This is a genomic window from Streptomyces sp. 4N509B, assembly GCF_052245655.1.
Classification (GTDB): Bacteria; Actinomycetota; Actinomycetes; order Streptomycetales; family Streptomycetaceae; genus Streptomyces.
Window position 1 is genome coordinate 17,549 of record NZ_JBQQBZ010000031.1, and the last position, 18,599, is coordinate 36,147.

General features: G+C 72.0%; 14 protein-coding genes, 1 tRNA gene and 1 pseudogene. 2 read left to right on the forward strand and 14 right to left on the reverse strand.

Going from position 1 to position 18,599, the window contains the following annotated elements:
* Window positions 1-18: 18 nt before the first annotated feature.
* The 5 genes from ACTWP5_RS24365 to polA all read right to left on the reverse strand — a co-directional run bounded on the left by ACTWP5_RS24365 (window position 19) and on the right by polA (window position 8,183).
* Window positions 19-1,245 carry a tetratricopeptide repeat protein gene (locus ACTWP5_RS24365; protein WP_443223237.1) on the reverse strand — a complete coding sequence of 409 codons (1,227 nt, stop codon included), beginning with the start codon at window positions 1,243-1,245 and terminating at the stop codon, window positions 19-21.
* Window positions 1,246-1,397: 152 nt separating this feature from the next.
* A complete protein-coding gene (gene coaE / locus ACTWP5_RS24370) occupies window positions 1,398-2,012 on the reverse strand; it encodes a dephospho-CoA kinase (protein WP_443223238.1) in 615 nt (204 codons plus the stop codon).
* An 18-nt stretch (window positions 2,013-2,030) separates the two neighbouring features.
* Window positions 2,031-2,981 (reverse strand): proteasome assembly chaperone family protein, encoded by a 951-nt coding sequence (locus ACTWP5_RS24375; RefSeq protein ID WP_443223286.1) that lies wholly within the window; start codon window positions 2,979-2,981, stop codon window positions 2,031-2,033.
* 182 nt (window positions 2,982-3,163) lie between these two features.
* Entirely contained in the window at window positions 3,164-4,660 is a 1,497-nt protein-coding gene (gene rpsA / locus ACTWP5_RS24380) for a 30S ribosomal protein S1 (protein ID WP_443223239.1), read from the reverse strand.
* Between the two features lie 817 nt (window positions 4,661-5,477).
* Window positions 5,478-8,183 carry a DNA polymerase I gene (gene polA, locus ACTWP5_RS24385; RefSeq protein ID WP_443223240.1) on the reverse strand — a complete coding sequence of 902 codons (2,706 nt, stop codon included), beginning with the start codon at window positions 8,181-8,183 and terminating at the stop codon, window positions 5,478-5,480.
* Window positions 8,184-8,317: 134 nt separating this feature from the next.
* Here polA and ACTWP5_RS24390 point away from each other — a divergent pair.
* Window positions 8,318-8,779, forward strand: a pseudogene (locus ACTWP5_RS24390) (PaaI family thioesterase); the annotation flags it as partial.
* A 198-nt stretch (window positions 8,780-8,977) separates the two neighbouring features.
* Here the strand turns inward: ACTWP5_RS24390 and ACTWP5_RS24395 are convergent.
* The 6 genes from ACTWP5_RS24395 to ACTWP5_RS24420 all read right to left on the reverse strand — a co-directional run bounded on the left by ACTWP5_RS24395 (window position 8,978) and on the right by ACTWP5_RS24420 (window position 15,370).
* Complete coding sequence (locus tag ACTWP5_RS24395; protein WP_443223241.1) at window positions 8,978-9,778, reverse strand: ABC transporter ATP-binding protein; 801 nt, start codon at window positions 9,776-9,778, stop codon at window positions 8,978-8,980.
* Window positions 9,775-10,767: an ABC transporter ATP-binding protein gene (locus tag ACTWP5_RS24400; RefSeq protein ID WP_443223242.1), complete on the reverse strand. Its 993-nt coding sequence runs from the start codon at window positions 10,765-10,767 to the stop codon at window positions 9,775-9,777. The genes ACTWP5_RS24395 and ACTWP5_RS24400 overlap by 4 nt, the downstream gene beginning before the upstream one ends.
* Window positions 10,764-12,170: a branched-chain amino acid ABC transporter permease gene (locus ACTWP5_RS24405; protein ID WP_443223243.1), complete on the reverse strand. Its 1,407-nt coding sequence runs from the start codon at window positions 12,168-12,170 to the stop codon at window positions 10,764-10,766. Before ACTWP5_RS24405 ends, ACTWP5_RS24400 begins: the two co-directional genes overlap by 4 nt.
* Window positions 12,167-13,090, reverse strand: coding sequence for a branched-chain amino acid ABC transporter permease (locus ACTWP5_RS24410; RefSeq protein WP_443223244.1), 924 nt, complete (start codon window positions 13,088-13,090; stop codon window positions 12,167-12,169). Before ACTWP5_RS24410 ends, ACTWP5_RS24405 begins: the two co-directional genes overlap by 4 nt.
* A gap of 117 nt (window positions 13,091-13,207) precedes the next feature.
* Window positions 13,208-14,362, reverse strand: coding sequence for a branched-chain amino acid ABC transporter substrate-binding protein (locus ACTWP5_RS24415; RefSeq protein WP_443223245.1), 1,155 nt, complete (start codon window positions 14,360-14,362; stop codon window positions 13,208-13,210).
* A 327-nt stretch (window positions 14,363-14,689) separates the two neighbouring features.
* The gene (locus ACTWP5_RS24420) at window positions 14,690-15,370 is read right to left on the reverse strand and encodes an ANTAR domain-containing response regulator (RefSeq protein WP_443223246.1); all 681 of its coding nucleotides are present in this window, start codon (window positions 15,368-15,370) and stop codon (window positions 14,690-14,692) included.
* A gap of 94 nt (window positions 15,371-15,464) precedes the next feature.
* On the opposite strand from ACTWP5_RS24420, the gene ACTWP5_RS24425 reads away from it, so the two are divergent.
* Window positions 15,465-15,547: transfer RNA gene (locus ACTWP5_RS24425), tRNA-Leu, on the forward strand.
* A gap of 92 nt (window positions 15,548-15,639) precedes the next feature.
* On the opposite strand, the gene ACTWP5_RS24430 is transcribed toward ACTWP5_RS24425, so the two are convergent.
* Genes ACTWP5_RS24430 through ACTWP5_RS24440 form a run of 3 tightly spaced genes read right to left on the reverse strand, consistent with a single transcriptional unit; the run spans window position 15,640 to window position 18,509 of the window.
* Window positions 15,640-16,389: a cupin domain-containing protein gene (locus ACTWP5_RS24430; RefSeq protein ID WP_443223287.1), complete on the reverse strand. Its 750-nt coding sequence runs from the start codon at window positions 16,387-16,389 to the stop codon at window positions 15,640-15,642.
* Between the two features lie 2 nt (window positions 16,390-16,391).
* On the reverse strand, window positions 16,392-17,330 hold the full coding sequence (locus ACTWP5_RS24435) for a PmoA family protein (protein ID WP_443223247.1): 939 nt from the start codon (window positions 17,328-17,330) through the stop codon (window positions 16,392-16,394).
* A gap of 27 nt (window positions 17,331-17,357) precedes the next feature.
* Window positions 17,358-18,509, reverse strand: a complete 1,152-nt coding sequence (locus ACTWP5_RS24440) for a Gfo/Idh/MocA family protein (RefSeq protein WP_443223248.1) — start codon at window positions 18,507-18,509, stop codon at window positions 17,358-17,360.
* Window positions 18,510-18,599 lie beyond the last annotated feature (90 nt).

An 18,599-nucleotide genomic window follows, 5' to 3' on the forward strand; every position in this document is an offset into this window, starting at 1 on the left:
CCGCCGCCACGCCGCGCGTCATCCCGTCACGACCGGAACCGCCGCTTCCTCACCGCGTCCCTCGGCAGGGCCCGCCGCGAGCCGGCGCGCCGCCCGCGTAGCGCTCCGGCCCGCGTCGTGCCTTCCCGCGCCGGCCATCGCGCGGGTGAACTGTTCGGCCGCGAGCGCCGCCTCCCCCAGCTCCCGGTAGGCCACGCCCAGCTCGTACGCGGCGCGGGCCGCGAGCCGCCCCCGCCGCTGGGCACGCGCCGACGCGAGCGCCTCGCGCAGCAGCGCGACGGCCCCCGCCGCGTCGCCGCGCCGCACCGCCGCCCGGCCCAGCAGGTGGGTCAGGAGCAGCACGCCGTGGTCGTCGCCGACCTCCCGGTACAGCCGACGGGCGTGCGCGTACGCGGCGGCGGCGCCGTCCCAGTCGCCACCCGCCGCCAGCAGGGATCCGCGGAAGCCGTACGTCGAGGGCAGCAGCCTGGCGTCGCCGGCCTCGGCGCCGAGCCGTTCGGCGGCCTTCACCGCCCGGTCCACCTGGTGACGCGCCTCGGCGAGGCGGCCCTGCTCCCACAGCGGCCGGGCGAGCTGGCAGCGCATCCTGACCCGTGCCGCGGGCCGGCCCGCCCTGCCGGCGGCGCGAACGCCCGCCGTGAAGGCGGCGACGGCGGCGTCACGGTGCCGGTGGCTGAGGAAGTGGGTCCACAAGGGCTCACACAGGGACCACGCCTCGTCGTCAGCTCGGTCACCGTCGCTGCCGCCGCCGAGCGCGTGGGCCAGCCGGACACTGCCGTAGAGCGCCGACCGCTCCCTCTCCAGCCACCGCAGCGCCTCCGTCTCGTCGGCCAACGGCACGTCAGGAGCGTGCGGCACGGCCGACAGCGGCTCCGCGAGCCGCATGCGCGGCCCGGCCGCCAACCGGTCCGCCCGCTCCGCCTGCCGTCGGTACCAGCGGAGCACGCGGAGCGTGGCCGCCCTCACCTCCTCGGGGTCGCCGTCGCGACGGGCGCACTCCCGCGCGTGCGCGCGCACCGGGCTCGGGAGGTGAAGGTGCCCGTCGAGCCGCACCTCCAGCAGATGTGCCGTCTCCAGCGCGTCCACCGCGTCGTCGGCCGCGTCCTGGCCCTCGCCCAGGGCGGCGACGGCGGCCCCGGCCGGGAAGTGCGCGGTGGGGTGGTCGGCCAGGTAGCGAAGGAGCCGCGCGGCCCGGGGCGGCAGACTCGCGTAGCTCACGTTCCAGACGGCTTCGACCACGGGCATGCCCTCCTGTTCGGCTCGCCTGGCACCCCGCCGCCAGTCGGACTCCCGCACGGACGGCGACGACGCGGCGACGCGGACCGGGAGGCCCACACTCTAGGGCGCGACGGAGAGGAAGCCCACCGCGACAGCGCGTGTTGGTGCGACGTGCGGCGCTAGCCGCGCGCCCCGCGCCCCGCGAGATCACGCAAGCGCCCCCACAGGGCGGTGACCTGACGGGCCAGATCCTCGCGCGGCCCGTCGTTGTCGAGCACGAAGTCCGCGATCATCAGCCGCTCCTCGCGGGTGGCCTGGGCCGCCATTCGCGCGCGGGCGTCCTCCTCGGTCATGCCGCGCAGCCGCACGAGCCGGTCCAGCCGGGTGGCCTCGGAGGCATCCACCACGACGATGGCGTCGTACCGCCCCTGAAGCTGGTTCTCGGCGAGCAGCGGCACGTCTTCGACCACGATCGCCCCGGGGGCCGCCGCCGCGGCGCGCAGCTGGGCGGCACGCGCCCGGACCAGCGGATGAACGATGGCGTTCAACGCGCGGCGGCGCTCCGGCGCGGCGAACACGATGCGCCCCAGCCGTGGCCGGTCGAGCGCGCCGGACGAGGTGAGGACCTCCTCGCCGAACTCGGTCACGACGGCCGCCAGGCCCGGTGTCCCGGGCTCGACCACCTCCCGTGCGATGCGGTCCGCGTCGATCACCACCGCGCCGTGCTCGGCCAGAAGCCGCAGGGCCTCACTCTTGCCGGCGCCGATGCCGCCAGTCAGTCCCACCGTGAGCATGTCGTGCAGGCTACCGTGTCATCCCTGGTCGTCGGTGTCCTCGCGTTCGGCGAGGAAGCGTTCGAAGACCTCGCCGAGTTCGTCGGCCGAGGGCAGCTCGACGGGCTCGGCCACCAGGCTGCCGCGGGTGGCGACCCCGGCGAGCGCGTCGTACTGCTGCTCCAGGCCGCGCACCACGGCCACGAGGTCCGCGTCTCCCTCGGCGAGCTCCCGCTCGATCTCGTCCTGGGTCTTGACCGCTCGGCTGCGCAGCAGGTGGGCCGCCTCGGGGAGCACCAGCCCCGTGGCCGCTGTGATCGCCTCCAACACCACCAGAGCGGCGTCGGGGTAGCGGGAGCGGGCGATGTAGTGCGGCACGTGCGCCGCGACGCCCAGCACGTCGTGCCCGGCCTCGGTGAGCCGCAGCTCCACCAGGGCGGCGGCGCTGCCAGGCACCTGCGCCTCCTCGAACATGTTCCGGTGGCCGGGGACCAGGTCCGCGCGGTTCCCGTGCGGTGTCAGGCCGACGGGGCGGGTGTGCGGCACGCCCATCGGGACGCCGTGGAAGTTCACCGAGAGCCGGACCCGCAGGCGCTCGACGATCTGCCGCACCGCCTGGGAGAAGCTCTCCCACTCCACGTCGGGCTCGGGGCCGGCGAGCACCAGGTACGGCTGGCGGGTGGCGTCCCGCAGCAGCCGGACCTCCAGCGTCGGCGTCTCGTACGCCGTCCATCGGTCACGGCGGAAGGTCATGACGGGGCGACGCGCCCGGTAGTCGATCAGTCGGTCGTGGTCGAAGCGGGCCACCGTGACGTGGGGGCCCTGGTCGAGCAGTTCCTCTATGAGCTGGTCACCGGTCTCGCCGGCGTCGATGAAGCCCTCGAAGTGGTAGAGCAGCACGGGGCCCGTGCTGTCGCTCCCGCCCATGGCCTGGTCAGCCTGCTCGAGACCGTGGGGGTCCCACGCGTACAACTCCCGCGGATCGCGCACCGTCACCGCCACTCCTTCTGCCGTTTCCCGTGCATCAGGCACAACGCACCGTACCGCAGGGGCATTCCCAGAGTGTTGCTACGACGGAGCGGGGCCACTCCCCCGTCAGGGAGTGGCCCCGCCCGTCACGGTGATGGGCGGGCGCTCGGCGGGAGGTCCCGCCTCGCGCCGACCGCCGACCGCTAGCTCTGCCCGCCGGCCAGCTTCTCGCGGAGCGCCGCCAGCGCCTCGTCGGAAGCCAGGGCACCGGAGTCCTCCGAGGGGCTGGAGGAGTACGAGCCGCCGCTGCCGCCGCCCGCCTGCTGCGAACCGCCACCGGACTCGGCCTCAGCCTCGGCGTCCGCCTCACGGGACTTGATGACCTGCGCCTGGTGCTGCTCGAAGCGGGACTGGGCCTCGGCGTACTGCCGCTCCCACTCCTCGCGCTGCTTCTCGTACCCGGGCAGCCAGTCGTTGGCCTCGGGGTCGAAGCCCTCGGGGTAGATGTAGTTGCCCTGGTCGTCGTAGGAGGCGGCCATGCCGTAGAGCGTCGGGTCGAACTCGACCGCCATCGGGTCGGGGCCGAAGTTCTCGTTCGCCTGCTTGAGGGAGAGGCTGATCCGACGACGCTCCAGGTCGATGTCGATGACCTTCACGAAGATCTCGTCGTTGACCTGGACGACCTGCTCGGGGATCTCGACGTGGCGCTCGGCCAGCTCCGAGATGTGCACCAGACCCTCGATGCCCTCGTCCACCCGGACGAACGCGCCGAACGGCACCAGCTTGGTGACCTTGCCAGGCACGACCTGGCCGATCTGGTGGGTCCTCGCGAACTGCTGCCACGGGTCCTCCTGCGTCGCCTTCAGCGACAGGGAGACCCGCTCGCGGTCCATGTCCACGTCCAGGACCTCGACGGTGACCTCCTGGCCGACCTCGACGACCTCGGAGGGGTGGTCGATGTGCTTCCAGGACAGCTCGGAGACGTGCACCAGGCCGTCGACGCCGCCCAGGTCGACGAAGGCGCCGAAGTTGACGATCGAGGAGACGACGCCGGAACGGACCTGACCCTTCTGGAGGGTGGTGAGGAAGGTCTGGCGGACCTCGCTCTGCGTCTGCTCCAGCCAGGCACGGCGGGAGAGGACGACGTTGTTCCGGTTCTTGTCCAGCTCGATGATCTTGGCTTCGAGTTCCTTGCCGACGTACGGCTGGAGATCACGGACCCGGCGCATCTCGACGAGGGACGCGGGCAGGAAGCCACGGAGTCCGATGTCGAGGATGAGGCCGCCCTTGACGACCTCGATCACGGTGCCGGTGACGATGCCGTCCTCGTCCTTGATCTTCTCGATCGTGCCCCAGGCGCGCTCGTACTGGGCGCGCTTCTTGGAGAGGATGAGGCGACCCTCCTTGTCCTCCTTCTGCAGGACAAGGGCCTCGATCTCGTCGCCGACGGCGACGACCTCGTTGGGGTCGACATCGTGCTTGATCGACAGCTCACGCGAGGGGATGACACCCTCGGTCTTGTAACCGATGTCGAGCAGGACCTCGTCCCGGTCGACCTTCACGATGACGCCGTCGACGATGTCGCCGTCGTTGAAGTACTTGATCGTCTCGTCGATCGCGGCGAGGAAGGCTTCCTCGGAACCGATGTCGTTGACCGCGACCTGGGGGCTGGTCACGGTGGGCTCGGTGCTGCTCGTCATGTGGTAAAGGGCTCCGGTACGGACATGGTGTCGTCGGCACTGCTACGCCGAAGGCCCGTATCGCACTGCCGAAGCCGGACAGCCTGAGAAGCGCTCTCCGAAGATCGAACCGGAAGCGCCTCGACAACCGAGGGGACATACAACAGATGCGAGCGCGACCTGCTCCGTCTGAGGCGCGCAGGCCCGCAGCGCGTCTTATAGCATACGGGCGCTTCCGATCAGGGTCAATGCGTGGTTCGCCCCGTGCCGGGGTGCTGTCGGGCGACAGCCGGCGTTCGGGGGGACCCGGAGGGGGGTCGTGTGACGGGAGCGGCACGGGAATCCGCGAGAGATTGGCAGATTCTACGGGCTGCGCCGCATGCGGGGAAGACGCGGGTCCACACGTCGGCCAGTCGCCCGAAAGGCCCTGTGTCGCGCCGCCGAGCGGGTCGGTGGCACCCGCCGACGAGATCCCCGACCGCTCCTCCCGACCGCGGCAGGTGAACGCCGCCGCTCCCCTCGCCGCCCCTCCGCCGTGTCCTCGCCTCGGAGGCGGCAGGCCGCCCCTCCGGGGGTGAAGCCCGTGGGGCGCCGTGGAGGTCCGCCGGCTCGGCCGGGTTCGCTCCCAGACCGGGCCGCTGCCCCGCGCGGCGAGCCGCCGGACCAGTGGGAGGCGATGCGGCGTGCCGGCCACCGCGCTGCCCCGAGGGTTCTCGGACGCCGGCCGTCACGCCGCCGCGCCTACGGCGGCCGCGGCCCGACACGAGAGCGTCCGTGGCCCGCCCGGGGGTGCGGGCCGTGCCCGGGCGCGCGACGCGCCGCGGGCGTGGCAGCACCGCTAGTGGGCGGCGGACTCCCAGGTGTCGCCGACGCCGACGGAGACGTCCAGGGGGGCGCGCAGCGAGACCGCCGTGGACATCTCGTGGCGGACCAGCTCGGCGACGGCCTCCCGTTCTCCGGGGGCGATCTCCAGGACGATCTCGTCGTGGACCTGGAGAAGGATGCGGGAGGTCAGCCGCTCGCGGGTCAAGGCCTCGTCCACGCGGAGCATCGCGATCTTGACGATGTCGGCGGCCGTGCCCTGGATCGGGGCGTTGAGCGCCATGCGTTCGGCCATCTCCCGGCGCTGCCGGTTGGAGCTGGTCAGGTCCGGCAGGTACCTGCGCCGGCCGAGCATGGTCTCGGTGTACCCGATGGCCCTGGCCTCCTCGACGGCCCGGCGCAGGTACTCCCGCACGCCGCCGAAGCGCTCGAAGTACGTGTCCATCAGGCCGCGGGCCTCCTCCGCGCTGATGCCCAGCTGCTGGGAGAGACCGAACGCCGACAGACCGTACGCCAGGCCGTAGCTCATGGCCTTGGTCTTCCGGCGCATCTCGGCGTCCACCCGGTCCCTGGGCACGGAGAACACCTGGGAGGCGACCGTGTCGTGCAGGTCCTCCCCGGTGGTGAAGGCCTCGATCAGGTCCCGGTCCTCCGACAGGTGGGCCATCACCCGCAGCTCGATCTGGCTGTAGTCCGCGGTCATCAGCGACTCGAAGCCCTCGCCCACCACGAAGCCGCGCCGGATCGCCCGGCCCTCGTCGGTGCGGACCGGGATGTTCTGCAGGTTGGGGTCCGTGGAGGACAGCCGGCCGGTGGCGGCGACCGTCTGCTGGAACGTGGTGTGGATGCGGCCGTCGGAGGCGATCGTCTTGATCAGGCCCTCGACGGTGCTGCGCAGCCGGGCCTGCTCGCGGTGGCGCAGCATGATCAGCGGCAGCTCGTGCTCGGTCTGGGTCGCCAGCCACGTCAGGGCGTCGGCGTCGGTGGTGTAGCCGGTCTTGGTGCGCTTCGTCTTCGGGAGGTTCAGCTCGTTGAAGAAGACCTCCTGGAGCTGCTTGGGCGAGCCGAGGTTGAACTCGTGCCCCACGGAGCGGTGCGCCTCGGCGACCGCCGCCTGCGTGGCGGCGGCGAACTGCTGCTCCAGCCGCTCCAGCCACGCCCGGTCCGCCGCGATGCCGGCCCGCTCCATCCGGGCCAGCAGCGCCGAGGTCGGCAGTTCGAGGTCGACCAGCAGCTGACCGGCTCCCACGTCCGCCAGCCGGGCGCCGACGACCTCGCCCAGGTCCAGCACGGCACGGGCCTGCCGCATCAGCGACTCGGCCTGCGCGGCGTCGTCGGCTCCGAAGGCGAGCTGGCCGTCCTGCGCCTGGGCCGGCTCCAGCTCGCGGCCGAGGAACTCCACGCTGAGCGCGTCCAGCGCGAACGAGCGGCGGCCGGGCTGCACGAGGTACGCCGCCAGCGCCGTGTCCATCGTGACTCCGGCGAGGTCCCAGCCGTGCTCGGCGAAGGCGCGCCGCGCCGCCTTGGCGCCGTGCACCGCCTTGGGGCGGTCGGCGTCGGCCGCCCAGGCCGCGAAGGCCCGCTCGTCGGTCTCGTCCAGCCGCACCGGGTCGAACCAGGCGGCCGGTCCTTCGGCGGTGGCCAGGGCGACGGCCAGCACGTTCCCCGCGCCGAGCTTCCAGTCGTCCAGTAGCGTCAGGCCGAGGGCCTGCCCGCCGTGTGCCGCCAGCCAGGGCGCCAGCGCGCCCGGCGCGAGCACCTCGCCGGCGACGACCGCGGCCTCCCCGATCTGCTCCGGCTCCTGGTCGGCGCCGGGGTCGACGGCGAAGAGCCGCTCGCGAAGGTTCGGGTTGCGGAACTCCAGGGCGTCGAGCAGGCCCAGCAGCGCCGGGCCGTCGTACGGCTCGCGCACCAGGTCCGCCGGGTCACAGCCGAGCTCGACGTCGCGCACCAGCTCGGTGAGCTCGCGGTTGAGCAGGACGGACTCCAGGTGGTCCCGCAGACCCTGGCCCGCCTTGCCCTTGATCTCCCCGGCGTGCTCGACGACGGACTCCAGCGAGCCGTACTGCGTCAGCCACTTCGCGGCCGTCTTCTCGCCCACTCCGGGGATACCGGGAAGGTTGTCCGAGGGGTCGCCGCGCAGGGCGGCGAAGTCCGGGTACCGCTCCGGGGGCAGCCCGTACTTCTCCTCCACCTTCTGGGGGGTGAAGCGGGTCAGCTCGGAGACGCCCTTCGTGGGATAGAGAACGGTCACCTGCTCGGAGACGAGCTGGAAGGTGTCGCGGTCCCCGGTGACGACGGAGACCTGGAAGCCCTCGGCCGCGGCGCGCGTCGCCAGGGTGGCGATGACGTCGTCCGCCTCGAAGCCCGACACCGCGAACCGCCGCACGCGCATCGTGTCCAGCAGCTCGCCGATGAGCTCCACCTGCCCACGGAACTCGTCCGGCGTGGCCGACCGGGTGGCCTTGTACTCCGTGTACCGCTCTGAGCGCCACGTCGCCCGCGAGACGTCGAACGCGACGGCGACGTGCGTGGGCGCCTCGTCCCGCAGGGTGTTCGCGAGCATCGACGTGAAGCCGTAGATCGCGTTGGTCGGCTGGCCGACCGTGGTGGTGAAGTTCTCCGCGGGAAGGGCGAAGAAGGCGCGGTACGCCAGGGAGTGCCCGTCCAGCAGGAGCAGGCGCGGAGGGGCGGTGGTCTCGTGCGATGCGTTCTCAGCCACGCACCCGATCCTGCCACGGACCACTGACAGCCAGGCCGCCCCGTCCCCTTCGCCTCCCACGCCCCGGCCTCGGTGGGTGCCCGCGCGGCCTGATAGAACCCACCCAGACCACCTGTACCAGAGGGGACCTGATCATGGGCGAGAACACCGCCACCCACTTCCCGCGGCACATCCTCACCGAGTGGGCCGGACGCGGGATCGACCTTCCCTCCCTCTTCTCCGCGGGGCACCTCGGGGAGCGGATGGGCGTGCGGGTGCTTCAGGCCTCGCCGGAGCGGGTGGTGGGCACTCTGCCCGTCGAGGGCAACACCCAGCCCTACGGTCTGCTGCACGGCGGGGCGTCCGCGGTGCTCGCCGAGACCCTCGGGTCGGTCGGCGCCATGCTCCACGCCGGGCCGAACAAGATCGCCGTCGGCGTGGACCTCAACTGCACGCACCACCGCGCCGTCCGGGCCGGCCTGGTCACCGGCGTGGCGACGCCCGCCCACACCGGCCGCACCTCGGCGACCTACGACGTCGTCCTCACCGACGAGCGGGGCAAGCGGGTGTGCACCGCTCGCCTGACCTGCGCACTGCGGCCCGCCACCCAGGCGGGACAGCCGGGTGGCGGGGCCGAGGGGCAGGGGCCCACGGACCAGACGTCCGGGGGCCACGCACCGGAGGGCCAGACCTCGGAGACCCAGACCTCCCAGACCTCGGAGACTCAGACGTCCGGGGAGCAGGCCCCGAAGAGCCGGGCCACCGAGGGCTAGCCTCCGGGGGCCCGGCTCCGACGGTGCGGGACGGGGGATCGGTCAGGCCGGGGAGCCGCCCGCGGCGGACTCCTCCTCCGACTCGCCGAGGTAGGCGGCGCGCACGCGCGGGTCGGCCAGGAGCGCGGCGGACTCGCCGGCCATCACGACCTCGCCGGTCTCCAGCACGTAGCCGCGGTCGGCCAGCTGAAGGGCCTGCGCCGCGTTCTGCTCGACCAGCAGCAGCGTCGTGCCCTGCACGTTGATCTCCTTCAGGATCTCGAAGATCTGCTGCACGATGAGCGGCGCCAGGCCCATCGAGGGCTCGTCCAGCAGCAGCAGCTCCGGCTTGCCCATCAGGGCGCGCCCGATGGCGAGCATCTGCTGCTCGCCTCCGGAGAGGGTGCCGCCGATCTGCTTGCGCCGCTCCTTCAGCCGCGGGAAGAGCGTGAACACCCGGTCGAGGTCGGCGGGGTCGGGACGGCGCAGCCGGTAGGCGCCCATCTCCAGGTTCTCCAGCACCGTCATGCGCGGGAAGACCCGTCGTCCCTCGGGCACGTGGCCGATGCCGAAGCGCACCAGCTCGTGGGAGGGGATGCCGTCGACCCGCTCGCCGCGCAGCAGCACCTCGCCCGCGCGGGGCTTGATCATGCCCGACGCGGTCTTCAGCGTGGTGGACTTGCCGGCGCCGTTGGCGCCGAGCAGCGCCACGATCTCGCCCTCGCCGACGGTGAGGCTGACGCCCTTCAACGCGCCGATCGCGCCGTAGAACACCTGGAGGTCGCGCAGTTCGAGGAGGGGCGGGGCGGTCGCCTGGGCGGTCGCCGCGCCCTTCGGGTCCTGGTCCAGCCGGACGTCCGTCATCGCGTGTCCTCCTCGTCGCCGCCCCCGGTGTCCGCCGCGGCGCCGCTCTCCTCCGTCGTGTCGTCCGCGGAGCCCGGGTCGCCCTCCGTGACGTCCGTGACGTCCGTGCCCTCGGTGACGTCCGCGATGTTGGCACCGGGGACCGCGGCGTCCTCCGGGGCGGAGGCGCCGAGGTAGGCCTCGATCACCGCCGGGTCGTTCTGGACCGCCTCGGGGCTTCCCTCGGCGATCTTCCTGCCGAAGTTCAGGACCGTGACGCGGTCGGCCACCGACATCACCAGGCGCATGTCGTGCTCGATGAGCAGCACGCTCACCTCGAGGTCCCGGTTGATGCGGCGGATCAGCTCCTCCAGGTCCCGCTTCTCCGTCGGGTTGGTGCCCGCCGCCGGCTCGTCCAGCAGCAGCAGCTCCGGCGAGGTCGCCAGGGCGCGGGCGATCTCCAGACGTCGCTGCTCGCCGTAGCTGAGGGAGGACGCCAGCTCGTTGATGCGGTTGCCCAGGCCCACGAACGACAGCACCTCGTGCGCCCTGCGGTCGCTCTCGGCCTCGTCGCGCCGGGCGTTGGGCAGCCCCAGCATGATCGAGATCGGGTCGGTCTTCTGCCGCGTCTCCACGGCGATCTTGACGTTCTCGATCGCGGTCAACGCGCCGAAGAGGCGGATGTTCTGGAAGGTGCGGGCCACGCCCAGGCGGCTGACCCGGTGCGGCTTGCGGCCGCGCAACTCGTTCCGGCCGCCGCCGCGCGGCATGAAGGCGATGGTGCCCTCCTGCGGCACGTACGCGCCGGTCAGCGAGTTGAACAACGAGGTCTTGCCCGCGCCGTTCGGTCCGATGACGGCCAGGATCTCGCCGCGGGTCATCCGCAGGTCCACGTTGTCCAGGCTGGTCAGGCCGCCGAAGCGCAGCGTCACGCCCGAGGCCACCAGGATCTCGTCCGCGGCCGCGGCGCGCTCGCCGCCCTTTCCGAGGGTCGTCGTCGCGCTCGTCATGCCTTCTCACCTCCCGTCGAGCCCGTGCCCGCACCCGAGCCGAGCCCGTTGCCCTCGACGGTGCCCTGCTCCGCCAGGCGCAGCTCCCGCTGTCGCCGTCGGGAGGGCAGCAGCCCCTGTGGGCGGTAGATCATCATGACCACGAGCACCGCTCCCAGGTACATGTAGCGGTCGGCCGGGTCGACGACGTCCCGCAGCTGTTCGGGCAGCCACACCAGCAGGGCCGCGCCCGCCATCACGCCCGGGATGGAGCCCATGCCGCCGAAGATGACGTAGGACAGGACCAGCACCGACAGCAGCACGATGAACATCTCGGAGTTGATGAACCCCTGCTTGCTGGCGTAGATGACGCCCGCCACGCCGGAGGTCGAGGCGCCGATCGCGAAGGCCAGCAGCTTGAAGCGGACCGTGTCGACGCCCGTGGCGGCGGCGGCCACCTCGTCCTCGCGGATGGCGGTCCACGACCGGCCGACGCGCGAGTGCTCCAGGCGCAGGAAGAGGAAGACGATCACCACGGCGAAGCCGAGTTGGAGCCAGTAGTACGGCACCGGGTCCAGGCCCCACTCGTAGGAGAGGAACCCGAGGTCGATCGAGAAGTTGTCCACCCGGTCGGGGGAGGTGCCGCGGGTGCCGCCGGTGAACTCCGTCCAGTTGCGGGCCATCAGGTAGACGATCTCGTGGAAGCCCAGCGTGACGATCGCGAGATAGTCGCCGCGCAACCGGAGTGTCGGCGCGCCCAGCAGGACGCCGGCGATGAGGCAGGTCACCACGGCGAGCGGGATGACCAGGAAGTTGTTCAGCTCGAACGGCGGCTTGGCCGGCAGGGCGCCGGTCCAGTAGGCCGCGCTGTAGGCGCCGATGGCGAAGAACGCGATGAAGCCGAGGTCGAGCATGCCCGCCCAGCCGATCACGACGTTCAGGCCGATCGCCAGCAGGATGTAGATGCCGATCTGGTCGACCAGGACCTGCTGCCAGTACGTCTGCACCATCAGCGGCAGCACCACGAGGAAGACCAGCAGCGCCCCGAGTCCGGCCCACCGCAGGCGGCGGTCGGCGCGGAAGGCGCCCGACACCTTGCCCGTGGGTCCGGTCACCTGCTCCTTGACCGTGGCGGTCAGGCGCGCGGCGGGCGCGTGGAGGAACTCCCGCACCGCCCATATGCCGACGAAGACCGCGAGCCACAGCCAGATCGCGGTGCCGGTGAAGTTCGCCTCCAGCGCCGCGAACAGGTCGCCGCGCACGCCCTGCTCGCCGGTCACGTTGGCCACGACCACGGCCGTGACCACCATCGCGGTCAGCCGCCGCCAGCGGGGCTGGTCGTACCAGGCGACGCGGCGCAGCCGCGCGGCCGAGGGAGCACCCTTGCGGTTGTTCCCCTTCCCGGAAACGGTCGTCGCGCTCATGCCGTCCTCCCGACACGCTCACCGAGCAGGCCCGTGGGACGGAACATCAGCACCAACACCAGGACGGCGAAGGCACCCACGTACCGCCAGGCGTCGCTCCACAGCTCCACCGTGAACGCCTCGACGATGCCGAGGGTCAGGCCCCCGAGCATCGCGCCGCGCACGTTGCCGATCCCGCCGAGGACGGCCGCCGCGAAGGCGGTGATCCCGGGCAGGAAGCCCATCGTGTACTCGACCTGGAGGTTGGTGCCGAACAGGAAGCCGGCCACGCCGCCCATGAGGCCGCCGAGCACGAAGGTCCGCGACACCACCTTGTCGATGTTCACGCCCATCAGGGAGGCGACCTCGGCGTCCTGGGCCACGGCCCGGATGCCCGCCCCCATCTTCGTCCGGTTGACCACGAAGTCGACCATGACGAGCATCAGCACCGCCGACACCAGGATCAGCAGCTGCGTCACGTTGACGTTGGCCCCGAAGATCGTGAAGAGCCGCCTGTTCTCGTACATCTCCGGCATCGGGATCGCGTAGCGCCCGAAGAGCTTGCCGGCGAGGTTGTAGAGGAAGAACGACGCGCCGATCGCGGTGATCAGGAAGACCAGGCGTGGCGCGTTGCGCCGCCGCAGGGGCTTGTAGGCGGCCTTCTCCAAGCCGAAGGCGACGGCCCCGCCGAGGAGCGCGCCGGCCACCATGCCGCCCAGTACGTAGAGCACCGACTGGGCCGCCGTCGGGTCAGCGGCGGGCTCGATGAGCGTCAACGCGATGAGGCCGCCGTACCCGCCGGCCATGAAGACCTCGCTGTGCGCGAAGTTCAGCAGCTGTAGCACACCATATACCAGCGTGTATCCGATGGCGATCACGGCGTACAGCGAGCCGAGCACCAATCCCAGGACGGCGACGTCCCAGATATCCGATGGGGACATGAAACTGACTTTCCTTGTGGGAATAACGGAGACGAGCGAAGAGGTCCTGCATGGCCGTCCGCGGCCGGTGCGGGATCGTGCCGCACCGGCCGCGGACGCAAGGCACCGTTGCTGTCGTCAGGAACCGGCGACTTCGCTGGTCTCGCCCAGGTAGCCGATCTGTCCACCCTCGACCTGGTAGAAGTAGATCGTGGTGTTCTCGAACTCCCCGTTGTCGTCGAACGAGAAGGTCTTCGTCAGGCCCTCGTACTCGACGCCCGCGAGCTCCTGGTAGAGCTCCTCACGCGTGGGCTCGCCGCCGAGCCGGTCGATCGCCTCGATGATCATGTTCGTGGCGTCGTAGGACTCGGCCGAGTAGGTGCCCGGGGGCAGGTCGTAGGCGTCCTGGTAACGCTGGGAGAAGTCGGCCGTGGCCTCGTTCGCCGTGGCGTCCGTGCACGGGCAGGTCAGGTAGACGCCCTCGACCGCGTCGCCGGCGAGGTTGATCAGCTCGTCGTCGTTGGAGCCGTCACCCGAGACGATGATGCCCTCGTAGCCGGCCTCGTTCAGGCGGGTGGCGAACGGGGCCAGGTCCGCGTAGTAACCCGCGTAGGCCACCGCGTCCGCGCCGGAGTCCACCACGGTGCGCGCGGCGCTGCCGTAGTCCACCGTGTCGTCGGGGACGGTCTCGCGCTGGACGTCGAGGCCGGCCTCCTGCATGTCCGCCACGGCCACGTCCGCGAGGCCCGCGCCGTAGGGGGTCGAGTCGTCGACGACGACGACCGAGTCGACGCCGTCCTGACCGGACAGGAACTGGGCCCACGCGGTGCCCTGGGCGTTGTCGTTGGGCACGGCCCGCAGGAAGGTGCCGAAGCCCTGCTCGGTCAGGGTCGGGTTGGTGGCGGAGGTGGAGACGGCCGCCAGGCCCGCCTGTCCGTAGAGCGGCGCGGCGACGTTGGCCGGGCCGGAGAAGGCGGGGCCGATCACGGCGAGCACGCTCTGGTCGTCGATGGCGAGCTGGGCGGCGGCGGTGGCCTGCCCCTCGGCGCCACCGTCGTCGGCCGCGAAGTACTCCAGTTCGAAGTCGTACTGGCCGGACTCGTTGGCCTCGTCGATGGCCAGTTGGATGCCGCGCTCCATGTTCTCGCCCAGGCCGACGTTGTCACCGGAGAGGGGACCCTGGTAGGCGATCTTGATGGTGTCGCCCCCGCCGGATCCCCCGCCGCAGGCGGAGAGCAGGAGCGCGCTGGCGGCGACGGGTATCGCGAGCCGCACGATGGATTTGTTGAGCACTTCGATTACTCCCTGAGCGGGCCCAGTCAATGTCGTCGGCCGCACACCCACATGCGCGCACGTGCGAACCACTGAGCACGGTGGTGCGGCGTGCAGCGGAATCTATTGCCCTCTCCGTCCGGTAGACACACTGTGACGACAGTTGTGATCGAGGCGTGACCTCCGAGATATGCCGGAAACAGAACAGCGACGTCCGGTAAACGGACGTTCGTGTAGAGACCAGGCATCCCGGGCCAGGACGAGCGCGGCGCGCGTCCAGCCGTCAGGCCGGGCGCGCGCCGGGAACGATTCGGGTGGGTCCGCCCACACGGGCGGCGTTCTCCGTCCTTATTTCTGCTTGTTCTGCTTCTGCTGCTTCTCCGCGGCGTCGTCGATGACAGCCTGGGCGACCTGGTGCATCGACAGCCTGCGGTCCATCGACGTTTTCTGGATCCAGCGGAACGCGGCCGGCTCGGTCAGCCCGTACTGCGTCTGCAGAACGCTCTTGGCGCGGTCCACCAGCTTGCGCGTCTCCAGCCGCTGCGCGAGGTCGGCGACCTCCTGGGTCAGCGACCTCAGCTCCGTGAACCGGGACACGGCGATCTCGATCGCGGGCACCACGTCGCTCTTGCTGAAGGGCTTCACCAGATAGGCCATGGCCCCGGCGTCCCTGGCGCGCTCGACGAGGTCCCGTTGCGAGAAGGCGGTCAGCATGAGCACCGGCGCGATGGACTCGGCCGCGATCTTCTCCGCCGCGGAGATCCCGTCGAGCACGGGCATCTTCACGTCGAGGATCACGAGGTCGGGGTTGAGCTCGCGGGCGAGCTCGACGGCGCGCTGCCCGTCGCCCGCCTCCCCCACGACCGTGTACCCCTCCTCTTCCAGCATCTCCTTCAGGTCCAGCCGGATCAGGGCCTCGTCCTCGGCGATGACGACGCGGGTGGTGTGGGGCGGAACATGTGCGCTCTCCTCGTCGGCCGGCTCGGGGGCGGGCGTGACGGTCTCGTCAGGGACGTCGGCGGTGCTCACGGTGCTCCTTGGGATCTGCCTGGTGGTGGCATCAATGAGAGTACCTAGTCGTGGGGCGCCTCGGTGAGTCGGTAGACTACGCGCGAACCATTCGGCCGGGTTGGTGGAACGGTATACACGGAGGTCTCAAAAACCTCTGCCCGCGAGGGCTTGCGGGTTCGAATCCCGCACCCGGCACACCTCTCACACCCACGTGTCGTGACGGCATGTGGGTGTGAGCACGATCTCCCTCTTCCTCTCCTTCTCTCCTTCTCGCGCCGTCCCCGGCGTCACTCCCCGCCGTAGGGAAGGGTGGCGCCCGGCACCTCGTACTCCTGGCGGCGTCCGCACATGCCGAGGCCCGCCTGCCGGGTGGGGCCCGTGGCGTGGAGCGTGGCCCGCCCCAGGTGGGTGGCGTCGCCCCGTTCCAGCGCGTCCAGCTGCGCCCCGGTGGCCTCGGCCGCGGCGAGGGCGCCGACGCGCCAGCGCTCCCGCCAGGCCGCCACCTTCGGCGCGAGGAGGCGGGCGGCGGCCTGGTGGAAGGCACGCAGCGGCTCGGCGTCACCGTCGCGCAGGGCGGTGCGCAGCAGCAGGTACCCCTCGACGGCCAGGTCGCGGCGGCGGCGGGCGGCGGCCTCCGCCGCCGGCCCCTGGCTGCCGGGCAGCGTCGCGGCCTCGGCGTAGGCCCCCGCGTCGGCCAACAGCTCGGGCGGGAAGGTGAAGACGGCGTCGCCGGCCTCGGGCAGGCCGCTGTTCTGCATGACGACGGTCACGCGCAGGGAGCCGTCTCCGTTGACCATCCGGTGGACGGTGCCGGGGGTGAACCACGCGACGACGCCGGGGCGCAGGGGCGTCTCGACGTAGCCCTGGTCGGGGCTGAGGGTCTGGACGCTCCCTTCGCCGGCCGTGACGACGTACGCCTCGGTGCAGGCGAGGTGCATGTGCGGGCTGCCGCCGCGGACGCCGTCGGCGCAGGGCCAGTCGTAGGCGCTGATGTGGGAGAGGCCGACGGCTCCGGGGAGGGGGTGGGGAAGGTCCATGGTCACCAGGCGTGGGTCTTGAGGTACCGCTCGACGCGGTCGGCGTCCCAGAGGCCGTCGGCGACGACGATGCGGTAGCGGTAGGAGAAGGAGGCCCCCGCGGCGAGCTCGAACTCCTCGAAGAAGGCCCACGAGAACGCGGAGGTCGGCGTGGCGTTGGCGCGGATGAACCAGTGCGAGGGGTGGATCGCCGAGCCGTCGAGGTTCTCCGGCGCGTGGGCGAAGACGAGGGTGGTCTCGGCGTCCACGTCGTCGCGGGTGGCGGTGTAGGCCAGCCAGGGTGCCTCGACGGCGGGCGTGCCCATGGCCGCCTCGTCGGTGGTGGGACCGGCGGGGGTGAGGACCTGGCCCCCCGCGAAGTCGCGGGGGCCGCGCCAGTGGAGGCCGGTGTAGCCGGCCATCTCACGGCCCGCGGTGGTGGGGCTGCCGAAGTGGAGGGCCTCGCCGCGCGTGTTCGTGAGGTGGATGGTCCAGTCCAGGGCCCAGGCTCCCTCGGCCGGTTCCACGGAGTGGACGGTCACGGTGCGCCGCTCGCGGGCCCACTCCTGGCCGGTGTGGTTCAGCCAGGTGAGGTTCTCGGCGATCTCGGCGCGGTCGCCGTCGGCGGTGACGGCGGTGAAGTCGTCGTGGCGCATCGAGCCGACGCGCTCGGGGACGCGCTGGTACCCGACGCCGGGGCCGAGGTAGGAGTTGCCGCCCCAGAGGTTCTGCCCCGAGACGTGGCTGGCGGTCATCTGGATGCCCTTGTGCCAGCGGTGGTCGTTCGGGCGGTAGCCGGTGACGAGGTTGCCGGCGAGGGTGCGGACGGGGTGGGCGTAGGGCTTGCGCGACTCGTACGGCTCGGGGTCGGGGCGGTAGACGTAGGAGAGGATCTCGGTGGCGCCCGCGGTGACGGCGACGCGGTGGCCCAGGTGGTGGGTGACGGTGAGCGGGGCGGTCATCGACGGCTCCTTCGCGGTGTGGTCGTCTCAGCGGGCGTGCTGGCCGGGCGCCCAGTCCGCGTGGTCGCCGTGCATCGCGGCGTGGAACGGGTCGCCCGGGACTATCTCGCCGGCCGTGACGGGCCGGCCGGTGAACGCGGCCTTGTACAGCGCGGCGTTGAACTCCAGCGTCCGGCGGGCGTCCGCGCCGCTGCCCGGAGGCCGGACGCCCTCCTGGAAGGCGGTGAGGACGCCGTCGAGCTGGGCGGTGTGGGAGCTCGGGACGTCGGCGGCGGGGGTGCGCCACCGGGCGACGCGCGCGGGGTCGTCGAGGCCGGGGCGCGGGGTGTACCGCCAGTCCTCGTTGCGGTGGCCGTAGAGGTGGGTGAGCTCGACGGTGGCGTCGTCGCAGTCGATGCGGATACGGCTGACCTCGTCGGGCGAGATCACGCTGTTCACGACGGTGGCCACGGCGCCGCTCGCGAAACGCACCAGGGCGGTGGCGACGTCCTCGCTCTCGACGGCGTGAACGAGGCGGCCGGCCATCGCGCGGATCTCCGTCCAGTCGCCGAGGAGGTGGAGGAGGAGGTCGGTCTGGTGGATGCCGTGGCCCATGGTGGGGCCGCCGCCCTCGGTGACCCAGCGGCCGCGCCAGGGGACCTCGTAGTAGGTGGTGTCGCGGTACCAGGTGGTCTGGCAGTGGGCGACGCGGGGGGCGCCGAGTTCCCCCGAGGCCAGCAGGGCGCGGGCGTGGACGGCGCCGGAGCCGTAGCGGTGCTGCGCGACGACGGCGGCGTAGGGGCCGCGGCCGTCGCGGGCCGCGGCCTCCTCGGCGGCGGTGATCTCGTCGAACTCGGCGAGGGAGAGGCACAGCGGCTTCTCGCACCAGACCCAGGCGCCGGCCCGGAGGGCGGCGACGGCCTGCGCCCGGTGCAGACCGGGCGGGGTACCGATGATGACGAGGTCGGGCCGCTCGGCCTCCAGCATGGCGTCGAGGTCGGTGTACCCGGTGGCGGCGCCGGCGTCGGCGGCGCGGGTGGCGCGCTGGAAGGCGTCGAGCCGGTCGGGGTCGACGTCGACCGCGGCGACGAGTTCCGCGCGGTCGGCGTGTGCGGCGACGGCCGGGAGGTGGCAGGCGGTGGTGATGCCACCAGTGCCGACGACGGCGATGCGGACGCGTGGTGGCACGGGGTGAGCCATGCGGGGTGACTCCTGGCGAGGCGACGGAAGGCGGTTTAGTAAGCGCTTTCAATAGCGCAGCATGCAGCACATCACGCGAAGCCGTCCGTG